This is a genomic window from Pseudalkalibacillus sp. R45, from assembly GCF_052246725.1.
Classification (GTDB): Bacteria; Bacillota; Bacilli; order Bacillales; family Fictibacillaceae; genus Pseudalkalibacillus.
Window position 1 is genome coordinate 97,980 of record NZ_JBQQCL010000001.1, and the last position, 14,995, is coordinate 112,974.

At 41.2% G+C, this 14,995-nt stretch carries 20 protein-coding genes and 1 riboswitch; of the genes, 5 read left to right on the plus strand and 15 right to left on the minus strand.

Annotated elements, in window-relative coordinates; all coding sequences use genetic code 11:
- Position 1 precedes the first annotated feature (1 nt).
- Both ACTWQL_RS00500 and ACTWQL_RS00505 read left to right on the plus strand, forming a co-directional pair.
- The gene (locus ACTWQL_RS00500; protein WP_443140489.1) at positions 2 to 775 is read left to right on the plus strand and encodes an ABC transporter ATP-binding protein; all 774 of its coding nucleotides are present in this window, start codon (positions 2 to 4) and stop codon (positions 773 to 775) included.
- Entirely contained in the window at positions 753 to 1,562 is an 810-nt protein-coding gene (locus tag ACTWQL_RS00505) for an ABC transporter permease (protein ID WP_443140490.1), read from the plus strand. Before ACTWQL_RS00500 ends, ACTWQL_RS00505 begins: the two co-directional genes overlap by 23 nt.
- Here the strand turns inward: ACTWQL_RS00505 and ytkD are convergent.
- The 4 genes from ytkD to ACTWQL_RS00525 form a co-directional block, all read right to left on the minus strand.
- Positions 1,553 to 2,038, minus strand: coding sequence for an RNA deprotection pyrophosphohydrolase (ytkD, locus tag ACTWQL_RS00510; protein WP_443140491.1), 486 nt, complete (start codon positions 2,036 to 2,038; stop codon positions 1,553 to 1,555). The genes ACTWQL_RS00505 and ytkD overlap by 10 nt on opposite strands.
- A gap of 1,048 nt (positions 2,039 to 3,086) precedes the next feature.
- The gene (locus tag ACTWQL_RS00515; protein WP_443140492.1) at positions 3,087 to 3,716 is read right to left on the minus strand and encodes a hypothetical protein; all 630 of its coding nucleotides are present in this window, start codon (positions 3,714 to 3,716) and stop codon (positions 3,087 to 3,089) included.
- A gap of 483 nt (positions 3,717 to 4,199) precedes the next feature.
- Positions 4,200 to 4,685 carry a hypothetical protein gene (locus ACTWQL_RS00520; protein ID WP_443140493.1) on the minus strand — a complete coding sequence of 162 codons (486 nt, stop codon included), beginning with the start codon at positions 4,683 to 4,685 and terminating at the stop codon, positions 4,200 to 4,202.
- A 98-nt stretch (positions 4,686 to 4,783) separates the two neighbouring features.
- Positions 4,784 to 5,044, minus strand: coding sequence for a holin (locus tag ACTWQL_RS00525; protein WP_443141433.1), 261 nt, complete (start codon positions 5,042 to 5,044; stop codon positions 4,784 to 4,786).
- 342 nt (positions 5,045 to 5,386) lie between these two features.
- On the opposite strand from ACTWQL_RS00525, the gene ACTWQL_RS00530 reads away from it, so the two are divergent.
- Positions 5,387 to 5,599: a hypothetical protein gene (locus ACTWQL_RS00530; protein WP_225064320.1), complete on the plus strand. Its 213-nt coding sequence runs from the start codon at positions 5,387 to 5,389 to the stop codon at positions 5,597 to 5,599.
- 67 nt (positions 5,600 to 5,666) lie between these two features.
- Here the strand turns inward: ACTWQL_RS00530 and abbA are convergent, their stop codons facing one another.
- From abbA to ACTWQL_RS00570, 8 genes are all read right to left on the minus strand, one after another.
- On the minus strand, positions 5,667 to 5,864 hold the full coding sequence (gene abbA / locus ACTWQL_RS00535) for an antirepressor AbbA (protein WP_443140494.1): 198 nt from the start codon (positions 5,862 to 5,864) through the stop codon (positions 5,667 to 5,669).
- A gap of 265 nt (positions 5,865 to 6,129) precedes the next feature.
- Complete coding sequence (locus tag ACTWQL_RS00540; protein ID WP_443140495.1) at positions 6,130 to 6,315, minus strand: hypothetical protein; 186 nt, start codon at positions 6,313 to 6,315, stop codon at positions 6,130 to 6,132.
- Between the two features lie 56 nt (positions 6,316 to 6,371).
- Positions 6,372 to 6,458, minus strand: a riboswitch (cyclic di-GMP riboswitch).
- 68 nt (positions 6,459 to 6,526) lie between these two features.
- On the minus strand, positions 6,527 to 7,375 hold the full coding sequence (locus ACTWQL_RS00545; protein ID WP_443140496.1) for an SDR family NAD(P)-dependent oxidoreductase: 849 nt from the start codon (positions 7,373 to 7,375) through the stop codon (positions 6,527 to 6,529).
- Between the two features lie 10 nt (positions 7,376 to 7,385).
- The gene (locus ACTWQL_RS00550; protein ID WP_443140497.1) at positions 7,386 to 7,754 is read right to left on the minus strand and encodes a MaoC/PaaZ C-terminal domain-containing protein; all 369 of its coding nucleotides are present in this window, start codon (positions 7,752 to 7,754) and stop codon (positions 7,386 to 7,388) included.
- A complete protein-coding gene (locus ACTWQL_RS00555; RefSeq protein WP_443140498.1) occupies positions 7,751 to 8,173 on the minus strand; it encodes an FAS1-like dehydratase domain-containing protein in 423 nt (140 codons plus the stop codon). The genes ACTWQL_RS00550 and ACTWQL_RS00555 overlap by 4 nt, the downstream gene beginning before the upstream one ends.
- Positions 8,161 to 9,330: a thiolase family protein gene (locus tag ACTWQL_RS00560; protein ID WP_443140499.1), complete on the minus strand. Its 1,170-nt coding sequence runs from the start codon at positions 9,328 to 9,330 to the stop codon at positions 8,161 to 8,163. Before ACTWQL_RS00560 ends, ACTWQL_RS00555 begins: the two co-directional genes overlap by 13 nt.
- Positions 9,323 to 10,789: an AMP-binding protein gene (locus ACTWQL_RS00565; RefSeq protein ID WP_443140500.1), complete on the minus strand. Its 1,467-nt coding sequence runs from the start codon at positions 10,787 to 10,789 to the stop codon at positions 9,323 to 9,325. Before ACTWQL_RS00565 ends, ACTWQL_RS00560 begins: the two co-directional genes overlap by 8 nt.
- A gap of 159 nt (positions 10,790 to 10,948) precedes the next feature.
- Positions 10,949 to 11,515: a biotin transporter BioY gene (locus ACTWQL_RS00570; protein ID WP_443140501.1), complete on the minus strand. Its 567-nt coding sequence runs from the start codon at positions 11,513 to 11,515 to the stop codon at positions 10,949 to 10,951.
- A gap of 115 nt (positions 11,516 to 11,630) precedes the next feature.
- On the opposite strand from ACTWQL_RS00570, the gene ACTWQL_RS00575 reads away from it, so the two are divergent.
- Positions 11,631 to 12,236, plus strand: coding sequence for a DNA-3-methyladenine glycosylase (locus ACTWQL_RS00575; RefSeq protein ID WP_443141434.1), 606 nt, complete (start codon positions 11,631 to 11,633; stop codon positions 12,234 to 12,236).
- 52 nt (positions 12,237 to 12,288) lie between these two features.
- On the opposite strand, the gene ACTWQL_RS00580 is transcribed toward ACTWQL_RS00575, so the two are convergent.
- Positions 12,289 to 12,963, minus strand: coding sequence for a hypothetical protein (locus ACTWQL_RS00580; RefSeq protein WP_443140502.1), 675 nt, complete (start codon positions 12,961 to 12,963; stop codon positions 12,289 to 12,291).
- Between the two features lie 181 nt (positions 12,964 to 13,144).
- On the opposite strand from ACTWQL_RS00580, the gene ACTWQL_RS00585 reads away from it, so the two are divergent.
- A complete protein-coding gene (locus tag ACTWQL_RS00585) occupies positions 13,145 to 13,342 on the plus strand; it encodes a hypothetical protein (protein WP_221566499.1) in 198 nt (65 codons plus the stop codon).
- Positions 13,343 to 13,795: 453 nt separating this feature from the next.
- Here ACTWQL_RS00585 and ACTWQL_RS00590 read toward each other — a convergent pair whose 3' ends face one another.
- The gene (locus tag ACTWQL_RS00590; RefSeq protein ID WP_443140503.1) at positions 13,796 to 14,545 is read right to left on the minus strand and encodes a GDSL-type esterase/lipase family protein; all 750 of its coding nucleotides are present in this window, start codon (positions 14,543 to 14,545) and stop codon (positions 13,796 to 13,798) included.
- A gap of 103 nt (positions 14,546 to 14,648) precedes the next feature.
- Positions 14,649 to 14,807: a hypothetical protein gene (locus ACTWQL_RS00595; RefSeq protein ID WP_261130653.1), complete on the minus strand. Its 159-nt coding sequence runs from the start codon at positions 14,805 to 14,807 to the stop codon at positions 14,649 to 14,651.
- Between the last annotated feature and the right edge of the window lie 188 nt (positions 14,808 to 14,995).

Consider the following 14,995-nt stretch of genomic DNA (forward strand, 5'->3'; position numbering starts at 1 on the left):
TTTGGCCTTTTTAACAATAGATCAACTCACCCATGCTTACTTTTCAACAGACTCCGTCACAACAGCGTTACAGGATATCAGCCTTGAGGTCGAGGAAGGTGAATTCGTTTCTTTCCTCGGCCCGAGCGGCTGTGGAAAAACGACCCTGCTTTCCCTGATTGCAGGTTTGTTCCAACCAGTTCTCGGGACGATCACCATACGGAATGAACCGGTCAAACAGGCACATGAGCAGATCGGATACATGTTTCAGCAAGATTACCTGCTTCCCTGGAAGACGATCGAACAAAATATCCTCCTTGGATTGAAGATACAGGATAACTTAAACGATATGAGCAAAACAATGACATTTGAGCTATTAGACCATATGAACCTGGGGCATACGAGGAATAAATATCCTCATGAACTTTCTGGCGGCATGAGGCAGCGCATAGCATTGGTAAGAACTTTAGCTACCAATCCGAAACTTCTATTGCTGGATGAACCATTCTCTGCATTGGATTATCAGACGAAATTGAAGCTTGAAAATCTCGTGTTCACAACTTTAAAAGAGCATAAAAAAACAGCCTTGCTAGTCACTCATGATATCGGTGAAGCAATCGCCATGTCTGATCGTGTCATTGTTTTTTCAGCAGACCCTGGCAGGATCAAGTCTGAATATATCGTACCGGAGCATTTAGCTAAGATGGAGCCTTTTGATGTTCGAAATCATGAGGATTACAAAGACATCTTCCAGATGATCTGGGAGGAGTTGAATGAGCTTGAAGTCGAAAATTGAAGTAGAATATGCACAATATAAACACAGGGAACGCAGAACAAAAAGACATGTGTTCATCACACAGGTCCTTGTTTTCATTGCATTCCTGGGAATATGGGAAACGGCATCGAAAAACACTTGGATTGATCCTTTGTTGTTCAGTTCCCCTGTTAAAATTTCTAATCTATTTTATACGAAAATCATGGATGGAACCTTGATGACACACCTCATGGTCACGTTTGGTGAAACGATAGCCAGTTTCATCATCGCAACAGTTCTCGGAACGGCTGTTGCTGCAATCTTATGGTGGTTACCTTTTGTTTCTAAAGTATCCGATCCATATCTGGTCGTGCTGAATGCTATGCCGAAAGTTGCACTAGGTCCGATTCTCATTGTCGCTCTCGGGCCTGGCTATCTATCAATCATTGCTATGGGTGTGCTGATATCCTTCATCATAACAACACTCGTTGTCTATACTGCGTTTCATGAAACGAATGATAATTATATAAAGGTTATCCAAACGTTTGGCGGCAATAAGAAGCAAGTGTTCAATGAGGTCATTTTTCCATCTGCAATCCCGACAATCATTTCAACATTGAAAGTGAATGTTGGCTTGTCATGGGTTGGGGTCATTGTTGGTGAATTCCTTGTTTCCAAACAAGGGTTAGGTTACCTGATCATATATGGATTCCAGGTATTCAACTTTACACTTGTTCTACTCAGCTTGCTCATCATTGCCGGGATGGCGACGATCATGTATACAGGAGTAGGAATGTTTGAAAACCTTCTACGCAAACGTCAAAGCTGAAGGATCTTATTTTTGAATATGTATTCCATACTACGTTCAAGCACTTCGTCTTTCATCATGAAACTGTATTTGTCGTTGTCTTTTAACGAGTCCGGAAGCTGTTTCATCAGGATAGGTCCATTAGTTTCAAAATAATGGGCCTTTAATTTTATTTTATCGATGGAAGCAAAGTAAATATTCTTGATGATCGTTCCGCCTTTACCTTTGACACGATATTGGCCAAGGTATTTCAATGCATCGACTGTTGCCCCTGTCTCTTCAAAAACTTCACGCACCGCTGCCTTTTCAGCAGATTCTCCATTCTCCACTTTACCGCCTGGAAATTCAATTCCTCTCCGGGGGTGTTCCGTCAACAACCATTGACCCTTGAACCTGCATATAACCCATACGTGCTTTGGTGTGAGTGAATAAGGATGGTTTGTGAAGGATAGCTCTACAGTATTTTTATAATAATCTTGAAATGTAAAATAACTCATATTCAAAACTCCAATTTATCTAAGCCATCTGTTATGTTTAGGCTAGTGTTGGTGATCTGCTCGTATCTGGATATCTATTCCCTTTAGGAAGTTGTATGCTTATTCTACCGTATCTTCACCAAAAAAACATCTCATTGTCTTCTGCTCTTACTCTCAAACCATGATTTTAAAGAAAACTTGGCCAAGCTTTGGCGCAGGCTGAGCTTTAGTTCCTCGAAAAAGCAATTGCTTTTCCTTCGTGCGGTGTATTGCTTCCCAAGCCACCAGCTTGTGCTCTTATACTGAAGAAAGTATTTTATCTTTAAGTGCCAGGAAATTCGCAATCCCTTTCCAAAACATCCGTAATCATCTGTACGCCTGAATCTCCTCCGGAGTGCTTGATCTTTGTTTTTCAACATCACCCCCTCAGAACTCTCTTCTGAGTGCTTGATCTTTGATTTTTTCCAACATCACACCTTCAGAACTCTCTTCTTAGTGCTTGATCTTTGTTTTTTGGCTGTATACTAAAAGTTTGTTGTGATTGATGGAAGTCACTGAGTGGTTGAAATATACCGACCAGCCACTTGAATCACTTCAGACTTCCTGCGGACGCAACAACCCCTCCTCGTCAGTACTCCAGTGACCTCCGTGACTAAGTAGGTTGCTTCCGCTTTTCGTTCGCCCGCGGAAAGCGAGTATAATTCCCACGGATTTAAAAACAACTTACTAAAGGCTCTTTTCTTAATGATTGTTACTATTGGGTCATTTTTGTAAAGAACCATCTTGTGCAAGTTGATTGGAGAGCAAGGTGCGAGACTCCTGCGGGATCAGTTGGACAGGTGAGACCATTCAATGTCGCAAGGCGACGGGTGGGCTCACCGCACGCCCCGCGGAAAGCGAGTATCCTGGAGCGGAAATCAACAACTTTCAAGAGCAACAAAGTTTGTGAAAACTGCCTTACTAAAAGATCCACAATAAAATAAAACCAGGGAAGCAAATAAAAAAACTGATCCTAAGGAGTTTATGCACCCTCCTCCTGGATCAGCCTTTCATGAGTCGGTTATCATTCCTACTGGACATCTACAGATTCAATGATCCAGTTGTCATTCTCTTTTTTAAAACTCAGTTCAATCATATAGTCACCATATAAATCACTGCTGTTTTTCTGCTCCAAACGGAAATGTTCATCATCCACTTTAGTCAGATTAGAAGATTCACCCTTCACGATCCACGGAGGCAGTTCTGTCGGTATGATATAAAGCCCATTCTGTTTCTCTTCATATAGACCATCTACATAATACGTTGCAACATCTTCTGTCACATACTTGGTTAAGTATTCAATCAATTCTTGTTTTGAGTTAAAGTCTTCAACTTTATAATTTTCATCAGTAGGTTGAACCACTTCTTGCATGAATGTATCTGCTTTTTTTACGAAGTCCCCTTTGTTCGGTGCTTGGTCATCTGTTTTACTGACAGCACTAGTCGTCTTGACTTTCTCTTTTTTATCTGAAAACTCCATATTAGTAGCGGTAGCTATTGGTTGGTTTTGGATTTCCACATGGCTTTTCGCAAATGATTTTTTAGGAAGTTCCGAACCGTCTGCATGTTGATGAGTTGTAGAGTCTGTCGGTTGACCAGCCCAAAAGAGACCAAAAGCGACAAACATGCCTACAATCATTGGTACTAAACTTTTCTTCATTTCCTAACTCCCCTTTTTAAATAAAGTCAAATGCGCATCTTTATTATTCTGAACTAGTTTCATATTTAGTATACCTTTTCCAGAACATGCTCAAACATTTATAACCGTCTTATGCAATTCCATACAGAAAGTCATTTCCCCTCTTTATTTTTCCTAAATTATGCCATTGTGACTAGAAAAAACATTCGCCAATTTTCTTGTTGTAACGGGAGATTTGTTGAATGATTTTCGTTTTCTGGGAATAATGATTGGTTTTGACGAATGAAGTCGTTAAGTGATTATAAATTAAGGATTGCAGCCTACGACGGCAAGGTCGCTGAAAACCTGTAAAGCTCATGAATACGCTCGTGGCGGTTTTGTCGATAAAATTGAATTTTTGTAGGTAATTAAAATTTTTGTAAAAATACGCCTTTCTAACAATTCTGAATATAAGAGCCTATATGTAAGAAAATCATTACCTTCTTGAAACAGGTAATGATTCCCTCAAGTCTTGAGTACGTTGATGATCGTTTCATATTTTTCAGTAAAGTTATAAAAGCCAAGGCGGTCTACTCTAAAGATCGGCGATTCCAGCTGAGCGTGGGCATCAAGGATTTCAATCTGCTGATAAACTTTAAATAATTCATCTGCTAACACAGGATCCAGCTTAGCAATTTCATATTTCACTTTATCCCATTCATCCAGTTTAAAGAGATAAACATCTTGCCATATCTTTTCGTTACCCTGGATTTCCACATTCCCATGTTCTAAAAAGTCCTGAAGGCTGGCGCCGTTTCGAGTCTCTTTCCGCAAATACAATTTCAGATTATCTTGTAATTCTTGCAAGAGGATCGTTTTTGCAAGTTCTCTCGCAGTTTGTTGGTTTTGCTCCTTTTCAAGCTTAACCTTAATTTTTTGTCTCAAATATACGGCAGCTAATGTCGTCAATACACTGACTACCATGGACACGATAAAATATGTCCATTCCATTTCAAATACCTCCAGCTTGTACTCCCCCTAAGATATTATATGAAGCAGAAGCTCGAGGAACTCAACTATTCGATAAATAGAGTGCCCATTTTAATAAGCTATCTTCGCCGATTCCTTATGCGATATTTCCCTACTTCATACAATCCAGTAGCAGCAAGACCAGCCATACCTCCAGCCCACACCCTCAATGTCCAATCAAGATCAGTAAGAGGAAAAGCAGCTAAACCGATGAGAAGACCGATGATCAAGCTGACGAGTGAAATGAATCGCTTCGAAATCTTGAAAGAATGCTTTGCTACTTCAGTCAGACCGGTGACAATCGGAGCTAAGACGGATGCAAATATCAACACTTGTTCCATCATGGTCAAACTCCTCCAATCCTTATTTGCATAGTAATAAATTCCATAAGCTCAGTGAAAACGCCTTTTTTCTACCAATAAATAGGCTTATAGGAGCAGAAAAAAGAGTCTAATGAATACATCCAATTTGTACACTTTATGAGCTTCTAACCATATAGATGTATTTTGAGCTCATTGTATTTTTAATCGGGTCGCTACCGCTTTTCGTTTTCCAGCGGAAAGAGAGTAAATTTCGTAGAAATCAACAATAATAACTAACAAAGTCTTTATTTTATGAATATGAAAGGATCAAAAAAGACAGAATGAATTTAAAAGATGAATTTATAGGAGTGTAAGTCAAACATGAAAAGAGAATACGATCACTATTTAATCCTCTTAGAGAACCAAGAAATGAATTGGTGGGGTTATGCTCGCAGAGTTCCTACTGAATTCCGACCTCCTAACTACACAAATTATTGGTCGTATTTACGTACTCGTAATACTGCTTCAAAACGATATATTAAAGAAGCAGAATGGCGTATGGAAGCAAGACGTAAAGGGTTACTGGACAATTAATTGAAAGCTGAAGCATCTAGAAGAAAAGAGTGACCCCGATAATGGGATCACTCTTTTTTATACTCAACTAAACACCAGCTTTATGTAATCTCACTAGTAAGTTGTTCAACCGTTTGACTCGAGCGTCTTCACATTGCTTATGCCCTGTTTCTATATCTGTAATCTCGCAGCTGACCAATTCCGATGCATATCGCTGCTCCATCATTACATCCAATAACAAAGCTTTCTCCTCTTCTGATAACCTTAACATGGTTAATGTCGCCATATAACCATCCCCCTTTTAAAGTTGTTACTAATATTATAAACATATAAAAAACACACGGAAAGGGGTTTCGGGAAATTCGTAGAGGATCTAAATTCTGGAAACCGGTGTACTTATTGATATAACAGGGTTCAACACCATTTCAAGCGGTAATAAATTTGTAAGAAAAATTTAATGCTGTCAATCCCCATAAGATAAATGTTATTTCAAAAAAACAAATATTCGACAATATTCGCCAAAAAGTCATAAACATGTTCTGGATTTAAAGTTAAAAAATGTCATGACGACTGATGAGATAAACCCAGAGGATTGCAGCGAAAATAATACCCATGTTGAACAAGGCATTCATCCAACGATCGGGTAATCCTTTGATAAGCGAAGTAATGATGAATAAGAGGAATGTGTAAATAAGAATGAATGATGACATAGGCAGTAAGATTTGATAAATGGACATATCCTTCAACACCTTGATTGAACCTATCTCATAAATCGGTGATACATGATAATCGTTCCGGCAACTGGCTGACATATTGTGTTTACAAATTAGTCCCTATAGTTTTGCGTCCTCACTTTTCAATGAGTTTGCCTTTATCTAACGATTTATAAGACTTGGATTATTTTTCAGAATCTTAGGTCTATTATACAATAAGGATCGAAATATGTCATTATTTAGTGGATTTATCCTCTCTTTTTTTGGAAAAGGCGTGAAAAATAGCAATATCTGTCGAATTTTTAGAGGATGGGAGAATCTTTTCATGTTCAGGTGCCTTCCAACGGCCAATCTTTTCTCCATTGACTGAAAAAATCGAACCTGTTTCCGGAAGTTCATCCAGAATAGTTGAAACGAGTATGCCGACATCATCCGGTGAGCCCATGCGCCATTCATCCGGTAACGCTTTACCTTGTTTATCGGCTTCTTTTTTCAGCATTTCGATGACTGGGAGGGTCATGTCTGTTTCTGCAACAGGTGCAATCGCATAAACGTTGATGCCGAATCGATCAAGCTCTTTGGCAAGCGTTCTGGTCATCCCATTGATCCCTGCTTTTGCAGCACTGTAATTCAATTGACCAGCTAACCCCTCCATTCCTGATTTAGAGGTTACATTGATGATCGTCCCTTTTACCTCGGACTCACGCATAGCCAGCACCGCGTGTTTCGTGCATGCGAATGTTCCTCTCAAATGTGTCTCAATAACATCATCCCACTCTTGCAAAGTCATTTTATAGGAAATGCGGTCGCGTGTGATACCAGCATTATTGATGAGGACATCCACTCGCCCAAAGGCAGCAATTGTTTCATCAATGATACGTTTGCAAGCCTCCTCCGATGAAACAGAAGCGGTGACGCCGATAATCCGATTATGTATCTCCATCAAATCCTCTACTGTTTGTTCTACCTTAACTTTATCTCTTCCATTGATGACGATAGCTGCCCCTTCAGTAGCGAGCCTCTGTGCAATACTTTTTCCTATCCCCTTAGTCGATCCCGTTATGATGATCACTTTATCTTTCATGATGATCCTCCTATCGTGATGTTTTTATTTTTGTTTTTCCTTTTATGACTGAGATACCAGATTCCGCATAAAGGTGAAAAGATAATTCATGTCCGTCCATTTCGATTTCAAGTTCATATGGCCTTTCCACATAAACAGGTGCCTGGAAGCGTATCTCATAATCTTCTATGATCTCCTCTCTTCCCAATTGCGCCCGGCATACCGCTCCAATGCGGCCCATGACAAGCATACCGTGCACCACACACGCTTTAAAGCCCATACGTTTAGCATCCTTCTCAGATAAATGGATTGGGTTGAAATCTCCGCTGACTTCAGCGTAATCACGAATATCCTGTTTTGAAAAAATCAGTTGTGGGGAACTCATCGGTGTTGGACTCAAGTTTCTCCCTCCTGTTCCGGTCTGAACATCGCAGTGGTGATCCCCGTAAATACCGGCTGTTTCTTCAGTGCATCTTGATAGCCATACATCTGATGTACCAGCCAGACAATTTTTCCGGACTTTCCTGTTTTCTCTTTTATATCGACCAGTTTGATTTCAGCATAATACGTGTGATCCGTCAGAAGCGGGTCCTTATAGTGGAAGGACTGTTCTCCGTGGACAAGAGGTCCAATATCTTTTAACCAGGGGAGTTCGACCTTCTGCCAGTAAACAATCGGATATGTGGCTGGAACAATGGCCTGGCTAGTCTCCTTAGCTAACGGCAGATCATGGATGACCTCGGCAAATTTCATCGCTTCTGATTCTGTGATTCTCATTTTGAAGAGTTCCGTCTGTTGGCCGACTTTCAACTTCCCCACCCCTCCTCTGTTTTCTCAATCAATGTCGCAAGTCCGAGTCCCCCGCCGATTCCGAGTGTCAGTAACCCTTTACTTGAACGTCCTCTCGTTTGCATTTCATGAAACATCCTTGTCATCAGAACCGCTCCAGATGCACCATATGGATGTCCAAGTGCAATCGCACCCCCGCCAATGTTGACGATTTCTTCCGGAATATTCAACGCCCTTAAGGATGCCAACACTTGAGAAGCAAACGCTTCATTGAATTCCACTACATCCAACTCATCCACAGTCAAGCTTTGTTGCTGCAATACTTTCCTTACCGCGGGAATTGGGCCAATACCGAGCAGATTAGGATCGACTCCTGCTACACAAGCATCGACAAAGCGAATCGAGGGTTTTAATCCAAGTTGTCGGCATTTTCTTTCTGAGGCTAGCACAACAATCGATGCACCATCATTGATCGGACAGGCATTGCCTGCAGTGACCGTCCCATGCTTCCTGAAAACAGGTGATAATCGTTTCAATTTGTCCAATGACGTATTTTCTCTAGGACATTCATCTGTACGTATCTCTCCGTTTTTCAAGGGAACGATTTCTTTGTCAAAACGTCCTTCTTTTTGAGAAGCAACAGCTTTCTGATGACTTTTCAATGCATAAATATCCTGATCTTCTCGTGAAACTCCATACTCATCCGCTACGTTCTCGGCTGCCTCTCCCATTTCCGGATCACCAACCTCTTCTGGTGAGAATCTAGCACGATTATAAAAAGCAGGACCAGAAGGCGAATAAAGGCTGGAAGGCTTTTCGATTTTCCAAGGTGCACGGCTTGTACTTTCCACTCCTCCTGCAAGGACAAGCTCTGCACCACCTGACTGAATCAATCTTGCAGCTTGGTTGATCGCTTCTAATCCAGAACCGCATTGACGATCAACCGTTACTCCAGGTATTTGGACTGGTAAACCAGCAGTTAACGCCGATAACCGTGCTATATTCCCGCCTGGTCCTACCACATTACCTAAAATAACATCGTCGATTTCGTGCGGATCGATATCCATTTCTTTTACTAATTCTTGAATGAGTTCAGCAGCCAGTTGTTCAGGTGAAAAGTCTTTCAACTGTCCGCCAAGCTTGCCGATGGGGGTTCGTTTCGCTTCTAAAATAAAAACATTATGCACGATTTCCACAGCCTTCCGGATAAAGATGGATCAATTCGTTCCTCGCTATTTTTCGACTGACGGTGTATGGAAATTCATCTAAAGTGATGAATTCTTTCGGACATTTGTACTTAGGAAGATCGCGGAGACAGATTTCTTTTAAAAGATCATCTGTACCCTCTAGCCCCGGTCGCCATTTGATGAATGCGACAACCTTTTCTCCCCAATAAATATCTGGAACACCAATCACTGCACACTCCTCCACTGCAGATACAAGTTGGATGACCCGCTCTACTTCCTCTGGATAAATATTGAGTCCCCCGCTAATGATCATTTGGTTTGCTCTTCCGACAAGATAGATATAGCCATCTTCATCCATACGAGCTAAATCTCCGGCTGTTGCCCATTCGCCATCTATAAAAACATTTGCAGTTTCCGCAGGGAGATACTGATATCCACTGAAGACCATCTTACTTCTGACATATAGGGTTCCAATTTCTCCATAAGCTACTTCTTGAAGCTGATCGTCTCTAATCGACACTTCAACACCTGTAAAAGGACGCCCGACAGAGTCTATTTTTGTCGAGCTGGCATCCTGATGGAGAATGGAAACGAAACTCAGTTCCGAAGCCCCGTAAAATTCGATGCACTCCGCATTGGAAAACGTGTTTTCAATCGTTCTTCGCCGTTCAACATTCCATTTTGATCCTGAGGAAATGATAAGATTAATCGCTTTCCACTGCGGATATGATTCATTCAAGAGTGCTTCGAGCATGGTTGGAACAACATAGACAATCGTTTTCTTGTCATTCCTTACACGACCAGCTGTCGCTTCGGCAGAAAAATGATCCAACAGCTCAACAGTTGCACCGGTGGATAATGAATGTAAAGCCCCATATAAAAATAGAGAGTGGGCAAGTGAACCAGTGATGATCACTTGATCTCCTGCATGAAGTGTATACTCACAGGCCGTATTTCTGAAGCTTTCCGTCCATGATTCTTGTGTACGTATGAACCCCTTCGGCTTTCCAGAGGTGCCCGAGGTATACCCTAAGTAAAAGATGGAATCGGGTGTTGCTTTCGACAAGTTTTCCTTTTTAGAAGTGTAGGAAAGTTCTTGCCCTGCATGGATCGTTTCTCCATCCCACCATTTGTGACAAGCATCGGAAACCAACGCATCCGCTTCACTGTCCTTAAGGATCATTTTCGCTTTTTCAATCGGCAATTTCGGATCAATCGGAACAGCTTTCCAGCCTAGTGAGGAGGCGGCGAGAAAATAGATGATGAACTCTATACGGTTTTCTGTAAAATAGATTGCTATAGTACCGTCCGTAAGCGGTTTCCTTTTGTACAGCAGAGAAGCCGCCATATCGATTTTATGGATTAATTCGTTATATGTGATCGTTCCATAATCTGTTTTGAGGGCAATCTCATTTGGATGTAAGTTTGCTTGTTTCGTGACACAATCTAGTATGATCATCGTCTCTACCTACCTCAATTATTTTTAAAGGAAACTTGGCTAAGCCAATAGTTGCACATATACTGAAGAAAGTATTTTATGCTTTCTTTACGTGCAATAACGGAAAGGAAGAGGCTTCGTCTATCGACAAACCTCTTCCTTCAGGGTATCATATACAATTTATGCGGCAAGATTTTTCTTTTTGTTAGAAAGGACCGGATTACTCTTCTTCATTTTCACAACGACAAAGGCCGCGATCACAGCTTTCACCAGATCACCAGGGATATAAGCAAGCGCTGATAATGCTGCTGCCTGAAGCGGGAGATCCAAGACGAATGCCGTTACTGGGATTCCAGCTGCATAAACCAGGATGATTCCCCCTAATATATTGATTAAAAGCACCTTCCACATTTTCAATTTGTTCCATGATTTTTCAACGAGATAACCGATCACAAAGGCTGAAATCGGCCAGCTTAAAATGTAGCCTGCACTAGGTCCGACAAGTTCATCGATCCCACCTCTCATACCGGAAAGGACAGGCGCTCCAGCAATGATCAAGGCGATGAAAACAAGAAGACTTAATCCTCCAAGACGTGCTCCCAGAAGACCTCCGGCTAGCATGACCCCTAATGTTTGTGCTGTAATAGGTACAGGTGAACCAGGCACTGGAATCGGTGGCACCAACCCAAGAGCTGCAATGACAGCTGCAAACATCGCTGCAAAAACAAGTGCATATGTTTTCTTCATTCTCTTCACTTCCATTCTTGTTGTTTAGCGTATAATGTCCATCACTATTATGTAAGAAGCGAGAAAAAGTGTCAACTTGAAAATAATACAAGTTAACGAAAGACCGGTGATCATTTTGAAGACGATAGATCCGATTTTCAAAAAGGAGACGTTGGAGCTGGCCAGAGAATTGTTAGGGATGGAACTCGTACATGATACCGCATATGGAGAATTGGCTGGTAAGATCGTAGAAGTTGAAGCTTACAAAGGTCCAGAAGATAAAGCGGCACACTCATTCGGTGGCAGGAGAACTACCAGAACCGAAGTGATGTACGGGGAACCAGGACATGTCTATATGTTTCTGATTTACGGTATGCATCACTGTTTTAATATCGTGACAGGTCCGATTGGTAAACCAGAAGCGATTTTAGTGCGTGGGATTGAGCCTACTAAGGGGATTGATCACATGCTTCATAAGAGGTTCGGAGAGAAACCAAAGTATTTGAAAACACACTATAAGAACCTCACCAACGGTCCTGGGAAACTTTGCCGATCACTCGGATTGAACATGGCGCATTACGGCCTCCCAATCAATCGATCAGAAATCCTGATCCAGCCTTATGAGGCCATAAAAGAAGAGGATATCGTAGCAGGACCAAGGGTCAATATCGATTACGCCGAAGAACATATCCACCTTCCCTGGAGATTTTCAATCAGAGGAAATCCATATGTATCTAAGTGAAGCTAAATATGTAAAAAGGAGCCGGCAATTTTATAGCTGACTCTTTTTTTATTCAATGTGAAGGGTTCAATTCTTTCAACTGCAGGTCCTCATCAGACTGCAGCATTTTTTCCTTGGTACTTGTTGAAATCAACCCGATCAGTTGGGACACTTTTTTCTTACGGTTCGTATAGCGGAATAAAGCGATCAAGTACCAGAAGGCGATGATCGTAGTCGTTTTCAAGACTACTTCAAAATTCCATGTCAACGTTGAAAAATTGATCACATTCAAAATATATGCTGCCGCGATACCAAAAAGGAAGGCAACCACCCAGACGCTAGGGCGTAAATCACGATAGCCACGATGAACAGTATGTATAAATGAGGCAAGCAGCTTCAATTCTTTTTCATTATATTGGTGAAGTCGATTCTTGACATATTTCAAATCTGGAACGATGCCATTCGATCGCTTTTTATTTGTCAATTCAGTAAAGAACAATTCGAAATCTACGAAACTGGTAAGACTATTCTCAACCTTCCGATGCATGTAATTGTGGTACATATACCAGAAATAGACCTTTTCGGATACACGTAAAATAGCATACAACAGAATTGTAACGAGTGCGAATTGCACCCAAAAATACTCCAAAAAGAAATCCAAGAACGACCAGATTGCCATAACGAGTGTCTTCAATTTTGTAATGAACATTGTCGCAACAAGCAGTATGAGGTCAGTAACGTTTTCCACTAGTATAGCCTCCTGTTTTCCTATTAGCTACATCATATCATTTTTTCGGGAGAGCATGACAAACTTTTACAAAAACACGTAAATTTTCTCATAAAAGTGCTATTGGATTACCCCCTATCTCCGCTTAAGAAAGGCGAAAACTATAGTTAGAAAAAAGTTCTATTTTACGGAGGTTGGACATATGAGGATTGTCTTTTTTGAAAAAGGGGAATTAATGATTATCGTAGGTTCTTCAAAGCTTAAAGGAGAACTCACAATAGAGCAGATCAAATCTGAAAGTGAAAAGAAATCGAAAGAACTTTCTCAGTTACTCGGACGCGAAATCGGCTTCATGATCGATATGAACGGTAAACTGAATTCCGATATGCCAATGAAATAAACGCTTTGAAAAGTGAGATGACCCCTTATCCGGGTCATCTTTTTAATTGGCTCTGTTCATTTCAGGGTGAAATCCACCATTTTTGTGGGCATTCCTGATTAAGTTAGTGTTGTGCAGTTTTGAGGGAACCGATTAGCTCACCGCACGCCCCGCGGAAAGCGAGCATCCTGGAGCGGAAATCAACGACTTTTAAAGAAAACTTGGTGAGACCAAGCCTTTTGTAGGTCGAGCCTTAGTTGCCCTTATACTAAAGAAAGTATTTTATACTTTCTTTAAGTGCAAGAGCAACAAAGTTTGCGAAAACAGCCTAATAAAGAAAACTTGGCAAAGCCAAGCCTTGGCGCGGGTTGAGCCATAGTTGCGCTTATACTGAAGAAAGCATTTTATACTTTCTTTAAGTGCTAAAAAAACAGCCTGTCCCTACCTTTGATTAGGTGGTGACAGGCTGTCCATCTATTGGATCAGACCTTTTCGGTTCATTTCATCCATGACTCGTTTTGCGATAAGCTCGTACCCCCTTGGATTCGGATGAATAATATCCGCGAAATAACGCTTCTTCTCTTTATCAAGGAACAAATCAATGGTCGAGATGTAATGGATATTCGGGTATTGATCGACCATTCCCCTGGTCACTTGATTCCAATCCTTGAGAATTCCATGGAGCTGGTCATGGTTTACCAAGTCCGTATACGGGTCGTACATTCCGATAAGAATCAATGGCGCGTATTGATTATCTGTCCGGATCTGTGTAATGAGCTTGGCCAAACTTTCTTCAAAAACAGGACGCATCTTTTCCATTTCTTTTGGATTGATGGAATTGAGATCCCTCCTCGCTACCTGGATGAAATCATTCGTTCCGATAAATAAAAAGATATAGTTCGCCTGATTGATCTTTTGCCTCGTTTCGATATTTTGTACGTGGATCATGATTTGATCCGTACGATACCCCCGGACCCCGTACCGATGTAAAGCGACATCGCTTCCAAAGCTGTTTGTCATTTGTTGCTGCACACGGCCGATATATCCGACTTTTTTCGGATCACCGCTTCCATATGTCAAGGAATCGCCGATCGCAACAATCTGCATTGCATTTGTATCCTGCGCCACCGTTGGAGACAACAGGTCATCAATTAAATTTATAGCGATGATACAGCCAATCACCAGGGTCAACCAGAGTAAATTCTTAAGAATCTTCCATTGCACGTGACTTTCCTCATTTTCATGTATAGATTACCCTGTCAACTTACTGAGAATTGAGTGTGTATTGTGGTGAAAAAAACTTAGATTTTTGCGTTTAACAGAGCTATTAGAATATGTGATAATCCTCTTTTCTATGTCCATACTCTTCCCATAAATGATAGATGTCATAATCGGTTGTGTCAATCTTTACAAATCGTTGAAGAAGCCCGCAAACTCCTACCGTGCCAAGTGAAAATGCCATGAAAGAAAGCAAAAAATAAGTCATCCTGTTCTGCGCCTCCCTTATCCTTTTTACTATGTTTATTGATAAGGACGACATGATAGAACTGGATGACGATCCGGGTTATTTAATAAAAGCTGTTTTCGTAAAGATTGTTGTTTTTGAGTTTCAAACTATACTCGCTTGAGGGGTCGCATAGCTTGCTGTCCCGCTGGAGCCTCACATATTTCCAC

Excerpts from the sequence above, each read along its gene's own strand:
- ACTWQL_RS00595 (WP_261130653.1), bottom strand. The coding sequence starts at position 14,807 with ATGACTTATTTTTTGCTTTCTTTCATGGCATTTTCACTTGGCACGGTA.
- ACTWQL_RS00505 (WP_443140490.1), top strand. The coding sequence starts at position 753 with ATGAGCTTGAAGTCGAAAATTGAAGTAGAATATGCACAATATAAACAC.
- ACTWQL_RS00530 (WP_225064320.1), top strand. The coding sequence starts at position 5,387 with ATGAAAAGAGAATACGATCACTATTTAATCCTCTTAGAGAACCAAGAA.
- ACTWQL_RS00545 (WP_443140496.1), bottom strand. The coding sequence starts at position 7,375 with ATGAAAGATAAAGTGATCATCATAACGGGATCGACTAAGGGGATAGGA.
- ytkD (WP_443140491.1), bottom strand. The coding sequence starts at position 2,038 with ATGAGTTATTTTACATTTCAAGATTATTATAAAAATACTGTAGAGCTA.
- ACTWQL_RS00540 (WP_443140495.1), bottom strand. The coding sequence starts at position 6,315 with ATGTCCATTTATCAAATCTTACTGCCTATGTCATCATTCATTCTTATT.
- ACTWQL_RS00525 (WP_443141433.1), bottom strand. The coding sequence starts at position 5,044 with ATGGAACAAGTGTTGATATTTGCATCCGTCTTAGCTCCGATTGTCACC.
- ACTWQL_RS00520 (WP_443140493.1), bottom strand. The coding sequence starts at position 4,685 with ATGGAATGGACATATTTTATCGTGTCCATGGTAGTCAGTGTATTGACG.
- ACTWQL_RS00515 (WP_443140492.1), bottom strand. The coding sequence starts at position 3,716 with ATGAAGAAAAGTTTAGTACCAATGATTGTAGGCATGTTTGTCGCTTTT.
- ACTWQL_RS00570 (WP_443140501.1), bottom strand. The coding sequence starts at position 11,515 with ATGAAGAAAACATATGCACTTGTTTTTGCAGCGATGTTTGCAGCTGTC.
- ACTWQL_RS00585 (WP_221566499.1), top strand. The coding sequence starts at position 13,145 with ATGAGGATTGTCTTTTTTGAAAAAGGGGAATTAATGATTATCGTAGGT.
- abbA (WP_443140494.1), bottom strand. The coding sequence starts at position 5,864 with ATGGCGACATTAACCATGTTAAGGTTATCAGAAGAGGAGAAAGCTTTG.
- ACTWQL_RS00565 (WP_443140500.1), bottom strand. The coding sequence starts at position 10,789 with ATGATCATACTAGATTGTGTCACGAAACAAGCAAACTTACATCCAAAT.